We start from the raw sequence: 12594 nt of genomic DNA on the forward strand, positions 1-12594 counted from the left end.
TGTCAATGGTTGATGCTGTGCGGTTATGTTGGGCTCGCATCGCTGATCCAGTGTGTGCACGTTCCCAAATGATCAATAAAACGGGAGAGATCCATGCCGGAGACCACCCCCAGGGGCCTCACCAGGCTCGCCTTCGGTGGGGACTACAACCCCGAGCAGTGGCCGGAAAGCGTCTGGCACGAGGACGTCCGGCTGATGCGGGAGGCCGGCGTCACGATGGTGAGTGTCGGGATCTTCTCCTGGGCCCTGCTGGAGCCCGCCCCGGGGGTGCACGACTTCGGCTGGCTGGACCGCCTGCTCGACCTGCTGCACGACAACGGCATCCGCGTCGACCTGGGCACGCCCACCGTCTGCCCGCCGGTGTGGTTCTACCGCGCCCACCCCGAGGCCCTGCCCGTGACGGCGGAGGGCGTGCGCTACGAGTTCGGTTCCCGCGCGGCCATCTGTCACAGCAACGCGGACTATCGCGCGGCGGCAGCGAGCATCACCACCCGGCTCGCCGAGCGCTACGGCGACCACCCGGCGCTCGCGATGTGGCATGTACACAACGAATACGGCGTCCCCGTCTCCGCCTGCTACTGCGACTCCTGCGCCGCACACTTCCGCCGCTGGCTGGCGGCGACGTACGAGACGGTCGACGGGGTCAACGAGGCTTGGGGCACCGCCTTCTGGGGCCAGCGCTACGCCGATTTCGAGCAGATCAACCCGCCGCGCGCGACGCCCACGGCCGTCAACCCGGCCCAGGCGCTGGACTACAAGCGGTTCGCCGACGCCACCATGCGCGAAAACTTCCGTAGGGAGCGGGACATCCTGCACCGCCTCGCGCCGGGCCTCCCGGTCACGACCAACTTCATGACGGCCCTCAGTCAGTGCGACTCCGTCGACTACTGGGCCTGGGGCCGTGAGGTCGACATCGTCACCAACGACCACTACCTGATCACCGACGGCCGCCGCACCCACGTCAACCTCGCGATGGCCGCCGACCTCACCCGGTCGGTGGCCGGGGGAGCGCCCTGGATCCTCCTGGAGCACTCCACCTCGGGCGTCAACTGGCAGCCCCGCAACCCCGCCAAGGCCCCCGGCCAGATGGCCCGCAACTCCCTCGCACACGTGGCACGTGGCTCCGAAGGCGCCATGTTCTTCCAGTGGCGGCAGTCCCGGCGGGGCGCCGAGAAGTTCCACTCGGCGATGCTCCCGCACGGCGGCACGGACACACGTGTGTGGCGCGAGGTCGTCGAACTCGGCGCCGCCCTCGACTCGCTGAACACCGTGCGCGGCACCCGCACCCAGGCCGACGTGGCGATGCTGTGGGACTGGCACTCCTGGTGGGCGCAGAACCTCGACTGGCGCCCCAGCGAGGACCACGACCCGCGCGAGCGTGCCGACGCCTTCTACGAGGTCCTCTACGACCGCCACCTCACGGTCGACTTCGCCCACCCGGAAGCCGACTTGTCGGCCTATCCCCTTGTCGTCGTACCCGCGCTGTACCTGATGACGGAGGCGGCCGGCCGCAATCTGCGCCGCTACGTCGAGAACGGCGGCACCCTCGTCGTGTCGTACTTCTCCGGCATCGTCGACGAGCACGACGCCGTGCACGAGGGCGCCTATCCCGGTCCGCTGCGGGACGTCCTCGGCCTGACGATCGAGGAGTTCTCGCCGCTGCTCCAGGACCAGTTGGTGCGCATCACCGGCCCGGACGGCTCCGAGCTCAGCGGCGACGTGTGGACCGAGTTCGTCGTCCCGCGCGGCGCCGAGACCGTCTGGACGTACGCCGACGGCCTGACCGCCGGCCACCCGGCCGTCACCCGGAACCGCCTCGGCGAGGGCACCGCCTGGTATGTCTCCACGCGCCTGGGCGCCGAGGGCCTGGACGCGCTGCTCGGCTGGGCGATCGAGGACGCGCAGGTCGCCCCGCGTGTCGACCTGCCTCGCGATGTCGAGGTCGTGCGCCGTGCCGGCGAGTCGGGCAGCTACCTGTTCGCCGTCAACCACACCACGTCGGACGCCAAGGTGCCGCTGGAGGCACCCGGTACCGAGCTGCTGACCGGTGAACGCGCCACGGGACGCCTCGCGGTCCCCGCGGGAGCCGTCCGGGTCGTACGACTCGACGGCTGAGCCGAACTCCCCTCCGCCCGCGCGTGCCACGAGCCGCGGGCGGAGGGGCACCTCACCACCCAGGTGAGGGACACCCCCGACCCCACTTACGTCGAAGGGACGACGGACGAAGATGTTCCATCCCAGACGCACCCTCCGGGGCCTGCTGCTGCCGCTCGCAGCCGGCCTCGCCCTCACCGCCCTGCCCGCGCAGACCGCCTCGGCGGCGAGCACGCTCACCAACGGCGGCTTCGAGTCCGACGGCACCGGCACGGCCACCCCGGCCGGCTGGTCCACGTACTCGGCGGCCGGCCAGAACTCCGCCTCCTTCACCGAGGCCGGCGGCCACGGCGCGAGTTACCGCCTGACCCACTGGTCGTCATCGGCGTACAAGGTGGAGACGTACCAGTACCTGTCCGGGCTGACCAACGGGAACTACAAGCTCACCGCGTGGGTCCGCTCCGGCGGCGGCCAGAACTCGGCGTACATAGCGCTGAAGAACTGCGGCGGCACGGAGCAGCGCACCGACCTGCCGGTCTCGGCGAGCGGGTGGATCCGTATCGTCGTGCCCGTCAATGTGACCAACAACCAGTGCACCATCAGCATCAACAGTGATGCGAACGCGGGCAACTGGATCAATGTTGACGACCTGACCTTCGCGTCCGGCACGGGCGGCACGTCGATCCATGGTGCCGACATCTCCTCGCTCGCCAAGAGCGAGGCCAAGGGCGGCGTTTACAAGACCAGTTCCGGCACCACAGGCGACGCGATCACCATCCTGAAGAACGCCGGCATGAACTACGCGCGCCTGAAGGTCTGGGTCAACCCGGCCGACGGCTACAACAACAAGACGCGCGTCCTGGCCATGGCCAAGCGGATCAAGGCGTCCGGCATGAAGCTGCTCGTCGACTTCCACTACTCGGACATCTGGGCCGACCCGGGCGCTCAGAGCAAGCCGGCCGCCTGGGCAGGGCACTCGTACAGTCAACTCAAGACCGACGTGTACAACCACACGTACGACGTGTTGAACGCGTTGAAGGCTCAAGGCACCACCGCCGACATGGTCCAGGTGGGCAATGAGATCAACGGCGGCATGCTGTGGAACGAGGGCTCCACGAGCAACTGGTCGCAGCTCGCCGGTCTGCTCAACTCGGGCTACGACGCGGTCAAGGCGGTCAACTCGTCCACCACGGTCGCCCTGCACCTCGCCAAGGGCGGTGACCTGTCCGGCACCCGCTGGTGGTTCGACAGCGCCGTCGCGAACGGCGTGAAGTTCGACGCCATCGGCCTGTCGTACTACGGCTACTGGCACGGCTCGCTGTACGACTTCCAGACGACCCTGGACGACGCGGCCTCCCGCTACGGCAAGCCCGTCTTCGTCGCCGAGACGGCCTACCCGTTCCGGCTGGACAGTGAGGACGCGCACGAGGAGATCATCAACACCACCGGCGAACTGGTCGCCGGCTACCCGGCGAACACGGCCGGGCAGCGCCGCTGGATGAACGACGTGGCCAGCATCGTGGAGGCCGTCCCGAACGGCCGTGGCCTCGGCGTCTTCTACTGGGAGGCGACCTGGACCGCCGTCTCCGGCAACGGCTGGGACCCGACCGACGCCGCGTCCGGCAACGGCTGGGAGAACCAGGCCCTGTTCGGCTACGACGACAAGGCGCTGTCGTCGATGGCGTGGTTCAGCCACCGCTGAGTTCCGTGACTCCGTGACTCCGTGATTCCGCGACTCCGTGGCGAAGGGGCCCGGCCGCACCCATGCGGCCGGGCCCTTCGCGTCGGCTGGACGAAGGGCTGGTAGCGCCGCCCGTGCCGTGCGCCGCAGGCGCCGGACGGGCCCGGTTCCCGTCCCGCCCGACCGGGCCGTACGCCTACTCGGGCACACCAGGTTGCGTATGGTCCGCGGAACGGTCGGCTGTCGACCCTCGCCGGCGGCGCCGCCGCTTCGGGGCCGTGCGGGCCGGCTGGTCGAAGTCCTCGAACCGCTCGCACAGCAACCGGCCCACCAGCGCACCGCCGTAGACCACGAACCCCACACCGACCAGCCAGGACTCCACCACCAGGACGGTCCCGACCGGGCCGTAGCTGATCGCGTTGGTGACGAGCAGCGGAGTGAACACCAGGTACGAGAACAAGCGCAACCCCACCAGCCCCGCCATGGTGGCGATCGCACCGGGCAGCAGGTCACGCCAGCGCACCTCTCCGCTGAGCAGGAAGTGCGGTCCCCACCAGAAGAACAGCACGCCGACCGCCATGCTCAGAAGGATGCGGGGCGTGCCCTCCAGCACGGTGCGGGTCTGCACCTGCGCGTACACGTATGCCATGAGCATGATCAGCCAGACGGTCTGCCGCCACACCCGGTGCCAGGGCCCCGCGGGCAGCCGCCAGATCCGCTCGTAGCCGTTCTGGACGCTGGCGGCGAAGGACACACCGAACACGGCGAGCAGCGCCACGCTCAGCGCGCTGGTCGCGCTGACCACCTTGCGAGGCGGAGTGAAGACCTGCGAGAGGGCGCGGGCCGACCGGCCGGACAGGTCCATGCCGTCCACCAGCCACAGGGCGAACCCACCGTGCGCCAGGGGATCCACGGCCGCCACCACGATCAGCAGCGGAGCCAGCGTGACCAGGGCGAGCGCGGCGAAACCCATGGCGCGGTGCAACAGCTCCAGCTCCTTGCCACGCCGGTAGAGCTCCGTGAGCTCCAGCCGGTGCCATGTCGTGTGCAACCAGGAGTGCCGGAAGTTCAACGCGACCGCCGCAGGTCACGGGCCCCTCTACCGGGGCGGCGTTCCACGCGCCACCGGGGCGGACGTGACATGCGACCACCCTCTCTCGCCTGTTGTGCGCGCCTGACCGAGTGGCCAGGGGATGTACCTCGTAAACCGTGGCATACAGGACGCAGACCGGGGTGGATGACACGGCGTGGCCCGGGTACCCGGGCGCCCGTCGTCGTGACGCCCGCACCTCGCCGCCGTCCCGGGCGGAGAACCGGCTGCCAGGGCGCGTGCCTGCCAGGATGGACCGTCCGACACCGAGGGGAAGGCTTCCATGGAGCGTCCCACCGAGCTCGTCCCGTGCCGGTACGTGGCGATCGGCGGCCGCGGCCCGGAGGACGTGGTCGCCGATGACCGGGGCCGGGTGCTGACCGGCCTCGAGGACGGCCGCATCCTGCGCGTCGACGGCCTCACGGAGCCCTCGGCGGCCCGCGTCGAGGTGCTCGCCGAGACCGGCGGCCGCCCGCTCGGCCTCGAACTCCTCCCGGGCGGAGACCTGCTGGTGTGCGATGCCGAGCTCGGGCTGCTGCGTGTCGACCTCGACGACGGCGTCGTGCGCGTCCTGGCGGACTCGGCGGCGGGGGAGCGGCTGCGGTTCTGCAGCAACGTGGTCGCCCTCTCCGACGGAAGCGTCTGCTTCACCGTCTCCAGCCGCCGCTACCCCCTTCACCAGTGGATCGGCGACTTGGTCGAGCACACCGGAACGGGCCGCCTGCTGCGACTCGCCCCCGGCAGCAAGACCCCCGAGGTGCTGCTGGAGGGGCTGCGGTTCGCCAACGGGCTCGCTTCGAGCGCCGACGACTCCTTCCTGGTCGTCGCCGAGACCGGGGCCCGCCGACTCATCCGCTACTGGCTCACCGGACCCCGCGCCGGCCGCAGCGAACCCTTCGCCGAGAATCTGCCGGGCATGCCCGACAACCTCTGGCGGGGCACACCGGACGGCCCGATCTGGGTGGCGCTGGCCGGGCCGCGCGTACCTCCACTGGACCTGCTCCACCGCGCCGCCCCGGCCGTACGCCGTACCGCCGCCCGCGTCGCCGTGCACGCCCCCTTCCGCCCCACGGCCACGACCGGCGTGCTCGCGGTCGACGACACCGGCCGGGTCGTCCACCACCTGGCCCGCCGCAACTCCCGGTTCCGCATGGTCACCAGCGTGTGCGAAACCGGCGGCCGCCTGGTCCTGGGCAGCATGTGGGAGCGGGGCATCGCGGTCTGCGAGGCCCCCGTCCCGAAATGAACCGGGCGTACCCTGTGACCGGCCGCGATCACCACGCGAGGTGCGGTGACGAGGGCCAGGCAGGAGACGTACGACCATGACAGCCCCGGAGACCGAGGCCCTCCGTGCCCCCACGCCCACGCCACGGCGGCACGCCTGGCGGACCCAGGCGCCGATCGTCGCGGTGGTCGCGCTCGGCGGAGCCGTCGGCGCCACGGCACGCTACGCATGGTCCCTGTGGTGGCCCGCCCAGCCCGGCGGCTTCCCCTGGGCGACCTTCTGGACCAACGTCGTCGGCTGCGCGGTGATCGGCGTCTTCATGGTGGTCATCACCGACGTGTGGGCCGCCCACCGCCTCGTCCGCCCCTTCTTCGGGACCGGCGTGCTCGGCGGCTTCACCACCTTCTCGACGTACGCCGTCGACATCCAGAAGCTGGTGGACAGCGGCCATCCGCGTATCGGGCTGGCCTATCTCGCCGCGACCCTCGTCGCAGCATTGACGGCGGTGTGGCTCGCGGTGGTGACGACCCGCCGTGTCCTGAAGTGGAGGCAGCCATGACGAGGCTGACCGGGCGCGCCCTGCGCGTGACCGTCTTCATCGGCGAGAACGACACCTGGCACCACAAGCCCCTCTATTCGGAGATCGTGCACCGCGCCCACGCGGCCGGACTCGCGGGCGCCAGCGTCTTCCGCGGCATCGAGGGCTTCGGCGCGTCCAGCATGATCCACACCTCGCGGCTGCTGTCCCTGAGCGAGGACCTCCCGGTCGCGATCGTGATCGTCGACACCGAGGAGCGCATACGGGCCTTCCTGCCGCAGCTCGACGAACTCGTCACCGAAGGGCTCTTGACCCTCGACGAGTGCGAGGTCATCCGGTACGCCGGCCGGGACGACACTCTGCGCACATCGGACACGAAGGGTAAGAAGTCGTCGTGAACTGGCTCCTGGTGATCGGCGGTGCCATGGTCGGTGCCCCCCTGCGCTACCTCACCGACCGCGCGGTCCAGTCCCGGCACGACTCGGTGTTCCCCTGGGGCACCTTCGCGGTCAACGTCACCGGCTGTCTGATCCTGGGCCTGCTCACCGGCGCGGCGGCCGCGGGCGTCGCAGGTTCCCACCTCCACCTGCTGCTCGGCACTGGGCTGTGCGGGGCCCTGACCACGTATTCGACCTTCTCGTACGAGACGCTGCGGCTGACCGAGACGGGGGCGGGGCTCTACGCCTTCGCCAACATCGTGGGCAGCGTGACCGCCGGCCTCGGCGCGGCGTTCCTGGGGATCTCCATCGCCGAGGCGGTGTGGTCGTAGCGACCGGCCCAGGGGCGTCGTATGCCACGGATCCATACCCGCGCCTGGTAGGACAGTGCGCGCCACTGTCCCGCCGAACCTCCGGAACTGGATCCCATGAGCGCCATCAGTGTCGGTCAGGCCGTCGTCCTCGGAGCCGTCGAGGGGGTGACCGAGTTTCTGCCCGTCTCCTCGACCGGCCATCTGAAGATCGCCGAGGGGCTCATGGGCATCCCCGTCGACGACGACGCGGTCGTCGGGTTCTCGGCCGTCATCCAGGTCGGCGCGATCGCCGCCGTGCTCGTGTACTTCTTCAAGGACATCGTACGGATCGTCTCCGCGTGGCTGCGTGGGCTGCGGGACAAGGAGGAGCGGTACCACCACGACTACAAGTTCGCCTGGTGGGTGATCTACGCCACGATCCCGATCATCGCCGTGGGCCTGGCCGCCAAGCCGCTCATCAAGGGGCCGCTGGCCTCGCTGTGGGTCGTCGCGGGGTCGCTGATCGTCGGCAGCGGCGTGATGTGGGCGGCCGACCGGATCGGACGGCACAAGCGCGGGGAGGACGACACCTCCTTCAAGGACGCGATGCTCGTCGGCAGCTCCCAGATCCTCGCCCTGCTCTTCCCCGGCTTCTCGCGCTCCGGCGCCACCATGTCCACGGCGCTGATGCTCGACCTGGACCGGGTCGCCGCCACCCGCCTGTCCTTCTTCCTCGGCATCCCGGCCCTGACCGGCGCCGGCATCTACGAGCTGAAGGACGCCCTCGGCGCGACCGGCACGGGTGCGCTGCCGCTGGCCGTCGGTACCGCCGTCTCCTTCGTCGTGGCGTACGCCTCCATCGCCTGGCTGCTCAAGTTCGTCGCCAAGCACTCGTTCAACGCGTTCGTCATCTACCGGATCGTCGTCGGAGTGCTGCTGTTCGGGCTGCTGGGCGCGGGTGTGCTCAACAGTTGACACGGATCCGGGTGTGAAGCCGACTTTCAGGCTCCACACCCGGTGAATCTTTTCTTTCGGCTCCCTTGACACCACCCTCGGCTCACCCGGAGTATCTCTCCCGTGAACCTGTCAGACAGCCGGACAGCCGGACAGCCTCCGCGGCGCGTCAGCGCCATGGAAGCGGTACTGGCGCACCTCCGTAGCGCCATCGAGCGCGGCGAGTACGCCATCGGCGACAAGCTCCCTTCCGAGGCGGAGCTCTGCCGCACCCTGGAGATCAGCCGCCCCGTCCTGCGCGAGGCCCTGCGGGCCCTGCAGACCATGGGCCTGACCGTCTCCAAGACCGGCAAGGGCACCTTCGTCGTCGCCAACGCCGTCGAGGACCCCACCTTCGGCGACTACGCGGCCAGCGACCTGCTGGAAGTGCGCCGGCACGTCGAGATCCCGGTCGCCGGGTACGCGGCCCTGCGCCGTACCCCGGAGAACCTCGACCACCTCGCCCACCTGCTCGACCGTATGGAACGGGAGACGGACACCACCGCGTGGGTCGCGATGGACACCCTCTTCCACCTGGCCGTGGCCGAGGCCGCCCAGAACCCGGTCTTCCGCCGGGTCATCGAGGAGATCCGCGACGCACTGGCGCGTCAGTCGGCCTTCCTCAACGAGCTGGGCGGCCGCCGCGAGCAGTCCAACCGCGAGCACCGGGCGATCGTCGAGGCGCTGATCGACGGTTCCGAACTCGACGCGACCGACGCCATGGCGCACCACCTGGACCGCGTCGAGACGACCCTCACCGACATCGTGCGCCCCGCGCGCGCGGACAGCACCACGGAAGGCGGACCAGAGGCGTGAGCGAGCAGCACCTCAAAGAAGAGACGCGCCCATCGTCCGGTCACGTCGACGCCGGAGACGAGGGCTACAGCAAGTCCCTCAAGTCCCGGCACGTCAACATGATCGCCATCGGCGGAGCCATCGGCACCGGCCTGTTCCTCGGCGCCGGCGGCCGACTCGCCGACGCCGGCCCGTCCCTGTTCATCGCCTACGCGGTCTGCGGAATCTTCGCCTTCCTCGTCGTGCGCGCCCTCGGCGAACTCGTCCTGTACCGCCCGTCCTCCGGCGCCTTCGTGTCGTACGCCCGGGAGTTCATGGGGGAGAAGGGCGCGTACACCGCGGGTTGGATGTACTTCCTCAACTGGGCCACCACCGGCATCGCCGACATCACCGCGGTCGCCACCTACACCCACTACTGGGGCATGTTCTCCGACATCCCGCAGTGGGTGCTCGCGCTGATAGCCCTGGCCGTCGTCCTCACCGTGAATCTGATCTCGGTGAAGATCTTCGGCGAACTGGAGTTCTGGTTCGCGATCGTCAAGGTCGGCGCGCTCGTCGTCTTCATGTGCATCGGCATCTTCCTGCTGGTCACACAGCACCCGGTCGACGGCACCACCCCCGGCCCGTCCCTGATCACCGACCACGGCGGCATCTTCCCCAACGGCCTGCTGCCCATGCTGCTGATCGTCCAGGGCGTCGTCTTCGCCTACGCCTCCGTCGAGCTGGTCGGCGTCGCCGCCGGTGAGACCGAGAACCCCGAGAAGATCATGCCGAAGGCGATCAACTCGATCATGTGGCGCGTGGGCCTGTTCTACGTCGGCTCCGTCGTCCTGCTCTCGATGCTGCTGCCCTGGTCCTCGTACAAGGCGGGCGAGAGCCCCTTCGTCACCGTGCTCTCCAACATCGGCATCCCGGCGGCCGGCGGCATCATGAACCTGGTCGTGCTGACCGCGGCCATGTCCTCGCTCAACTCCGGCCTGTACTCCACCGGCCGCATCCTGCGCTCCATGGCGATGTCCGGCTCCGCCCCGAAGTTCACCTCCGTGATGAGCCGCAGCAAGGTCCCCTACGGCGGCATCCTGCTCACCAGCGGCTTCTGCGTCCTCGGCGTCGGCCTCAACTTCGTCGTCCCCGCCGAGGCGTTCGAGATCGTGCTGAACTTCGCGGCGATCGGCATCCTCGCCACCTGGGGCATGATCATGCTCTGTCACCTGCTCTTCTGGCAGAAGACCCAGAAGGGCGAGCTCACCCGCCCGAGCTACCGACTGGCGGGCTCCCCCTGGACCGAACTCGTGACGCTGGCCTTCCTCGCCTCCGTCCTGGTCCTCATGTACGCCGACGGAGGCGCCGGCCGCACCACCGTGCTGTGCCTGCCGCTGATCGTCGCCGCGCTGGTCGCGGGCTGGTACGGCATCCGAAGCCGGGCCGCGCGCAGTGCGCCCAAGGCCGACGCGTGACACCCGTGTCGGCCGACGACCCCTCATCGACCCACCACCATCAGGCAGTGATGTACAGCAGTTCCATAGCGGACGCACCCCTTGTCCGCGAACCCCTCCACGCCCCCGTCGCCCACCTCATACGCGGCGGAATGACCGAAGGCATCCACTACGGCTCCGTCGTCGTCCTCGGCGCCGACGGCGAGGTCCAGTTCCAGCTCGGTGACATCGAGGCCGCCTTCTACCCGCGCTCGGCGCTCAAGCCCGTCCAGGCCGTCGCCATGGTGCGGGCCGGGCTCCCGCTCGACGGCGACCTGCTCTCCCTCACCGCGGCCAGCCACTCCGGCGAGGAACGCCACCTCGCCGGAACCCGGCGCATCCTCGACATCGCCGGGCTCAGCGAGGGCCATCTGCGCAACGTCCCGGACATGCCGTTCGACCCGGTCGTCCGGGACACCTGGGTACGGGAGGGCCGCGCGCCCTCCCGGCTCGCCCAGAACTGCTCCGGCAAGCACGCCGCCATGTTGTACACCTGTGCCCTGAACGGCTGGTCCCTGGACGACTATCTCGACCCTGCGCACCCGCTCCAGCAGGCCATCGCGGAGATCGTCGAGGATCTGACCGGGCAGCGGATCGCGCGGGTGACCGTCGACGGGTGCGGGGCGCCGCTGTTCTCCGTCTCGCTGCACGGTCTTGCCCGGGCGGCGGCTCGTATCACCACTGCGGCGCCGGGTACGCCCGAGGCTCGGGTCGCCGACGCGATGCGGGAGCATGCCGAGATGGCCTCCGGTGCGGGGCGGGATGTGGCGGCGTTGATGCGGGCCGTGCCGGGGCTGCTCGCCAAGGACGGGTTCGAGGGCGTGCAGGTTGCTGCTCTGCCGGACGGGCGGGCCGTTGCCGTGAAGATCGCCGATGGGGCGAATCGGGCGCGGGTGCCGGTGGCTGCCGCGGCTCTGGCCAGGGCCGGGGTGGATCCGGGGCTGCTCACCGAGTTTCAGGGTGAGGCGCTTCTTGGGGGCGGTCGGGAGGTCGGGTGTGTGCGGCCCGTTCGTTCGCTTGAGCCCGTTGTGGTTCCGGCCTGCGCCTGAGCATGTGCCCGGACATGTCGTTCGGCGACTGCGGGCCATATGTGGCTGGTCGCGCAGTTCCCCGCGCCCCTGAAGGGGCGCTCACCCTCACCATCTCAGAAAGAGAACCCTCACTCTCATGAACGCCGCCACCCGTAGCGAGCACGATCTGCTCGGCGACCGTGATGTTCCCGCCGACGCGTACTGGGGTGTCCACACCCTGCGCGCCACGGAGAACTTCCCGATCACCGGGACGCCGATCTCCGCCTACCCGCACCTCATCGACGCCCTCGCCGCCGTCAAGGAGGCCGCCGCCCTGGCCAATGAGGAGCTCGGGCTGCTGGCGCCGGAGAAGGCGGCCGCGATCGTTGCCGCCTGTCGTGAGATCCGGTCCGGGAAGCTGCACGAGCAGTTCGTCGTCGACGTGATCCAGGGCGGCGCCGGCACCTCGACCAACATGAACGCCAACGAGGTCGTCGCCAACCGGGCATTGGAGTTGCTGGGCCACGCCAAGGGCGAGTACCAGTACCTGCACCCCAACGAGGACGTCAATCTCGGCCAGTCGACGAACGACGTGTATCCGACGGCGGTCAAGATCGCGACGGTGTTCGCGGTGCGGGGCCTGCTCAGGGCGATGTTCGTCCTGCAGGACGCCTTCGCCCGCAAGGCCGTCGAGTTCCGCGATGTGCTCAAGATGGGCCGTACGCAGTTGCAGGACGCGGTGCCGATGACGCTCGGGCAGGAGTTCTCGGCGTACGCGGTCATGATTGACGAGGACCGGTCCCGTCTTGCCGAGGCGGTCGAGTTGATCCATGAGATCAACCTGGGTGCCACGGCGATCGGCACCGGCCTCAACGCCCCCGCCGGGTACGCCGAGGCCGCCCGCCGCCACCTGGCCGAGATCACCGGGTTGCCGCTGGTCACCGCCGCCAACCTGGTGGAGGC

12 protein-coding genes are annotated in these 12594 nt (G+C 69.7%); 11 read left to right on the plus strand and 1 reads right to left on the minus strand.

The annotated features are described in order from the left end of the window. Positions 1-93 precede the first annotated feature (93 nt). Positions 94-2115 carry a beta-galactosidase gene (locus ACTMVF_RS34785; RefSeq protein ID WP_441275030.1) on the plus strand — a complete coding sequence of 674 codons (2022 nt, stop codon included), beginning with the start codon at positions 94-96 and terminating at the stop codon, positions 2113-2115. A 112-nt stretch (positions 2116-2227) separates the two neighbouring features. Beyond that, the gene (locus tag ACTMVF_RS34790; RefSeq protein WP_441275031.1) at positions 2228-3796 is read left to right on the plus strand and encodes a glycoside hydrolase family 53 protein; all 1569 of its coding nucleotides are present in this window, start codon (positions 2228-2230) and stop codon (positions 3794-3796) included. 175 nt (positions 3797-3971) lie between these two features. Here ACTMVF_RS34790 and ACTMVF_RS34795 read toward each other — a convergent pair whose 3' ends face one another. Further along, entirely contained in the window at positions 3972-4748 is a 777-nt protein-coding gene (locus tag ACTMVF_RS34795) for a ribonuclease BN (RefSeq protein ID WP_441275051.1), read from the minus strand. A 400-nt stretch (positions 4749-5148) separates the two neighbouring features. Between ACTMVF_RS34795 and ACTMVF_RS34800 the strand changes: the two genes are divergently transcribed. From ACTMVF_RS34800 to ACTMVF_RS34840, 9 genes are all read left to right on the plus strand, one after another. Further along, the gene (locus ACTMVF_RS34800) at positions 5149-6111 is read left to right on the plus strand and encodes an SMP-30/gluconolactonase/LRE family protein (protein ID WP_441275032.1); all 963 of its coding nucleotides are present in this window, start codon (positions 5149-5151) and stop codon (positions 6109-6111) included. A 76-nt stretch (positions 6112-6187) separates the two neighbouring features. Further along, positions 6188-6649 (plus strand): fluoride efflux transporter CrcB, encoded by a 462-nt coding sequence (crcB, locus tag ACTMVF_RS34805; protein WP_441275033.1) that lies wholly within the window; start codon positions 6188-6190, stop codon positions 6647-6649. Beyond that, a complete protein-coding gene (locus tag ACTMVF_RS34810; RefSeq protein ID WP_441275034.1) occupies positions 6646-7026 on the plus strand; it encodes a DUF190 domain-containing protein in 381 nt (126 codons plus the stop codon). The genes crcB (ACTMVF_RS34805) and ACTMVF_RS34810 overlap by 4 nt, the downstream gene beginning before the upstream one ends. After that, a complete protein-coding gene (gene crcB, locus ACTMVF_RS34815; RefSeq protein WP_441275035.1) occupies positions 7023-7397 on the plus strand; it encodes a fluoride efflux transporter CrcB in 375 nt (124 codons plus the stop codon). Before ACTMVF_RS34810 ends, crcB (ACTMVF_RS34815) begins: the two co-directional genes overlap by 4 nt. A gap of 96 nt (positions 7398-7493) precedes the next feature. Continuing rightward, positions 7494-8333 carry an undecaprenyl-diphosphate phosphatase gene (locus tag ACTMVF_RS34820; protein ID WP_441275036.1) on the plus strand — a complete coding sequence of 280 codons (840 nt, stop codon included), beginning with the start codon at positions 7494-7496 and terminating at the stop codon, positions 8331-8333. 156 nt (positions 8334-8489) lie between these two features. Continuing rightward, positions 8490-9167 (plus strand): FadR/GntR family transcriptional regulator, encoded by a 678-nt coding sequence (locus tag ACTMVF_RS34825; protein WP_441275037.1) that lies wholly within the window; start codon positions 8490-8492, stop codon positions 9165-9167. Beyond that, on the plus strand, positions 9164-10603 hold the full coding sequence (locus ACTMVF_RS34830; protein WP_441275038.1) for an amino acid permease: 1440 nt from the start codon (positions 9164-9166) through the stop codon (positions 10601-10603). The genes ACTMVF_RS34825 and ACTMVF_RS34830 overlap by 4 nt, the downstream gene beginning before the upstream one ends. Before the next feature lie 50 nt (positions 10604-10653). Beyond that, entirely contained in the window at positions 10654-11670 is a 1017-nt protein-coding gene (locus ACTMVF_RS34835; RefSeq protein WP_441275052.1) for an asparaginase, read from the plus strand. Between the two features lie 118 nt (positions 11671-11788). After that, a partial coding sequence (locus ACTMVF_RS34840) for a lyase family protein (protein ID WP_441275039.1) occupies positions 11789-12594 on the plus strand: 806 nt, incomplete at its 3' end.

Origin of the sequence: Streptomyces sp. SD31 (assembly GCF_052068475.1) — a bacterium.
Taxonomy (GTDB): Bacteria; Actinomycetota; Actinomycetes; order Streptomycetales; family Streptomycetaceae; genus Streptomyces.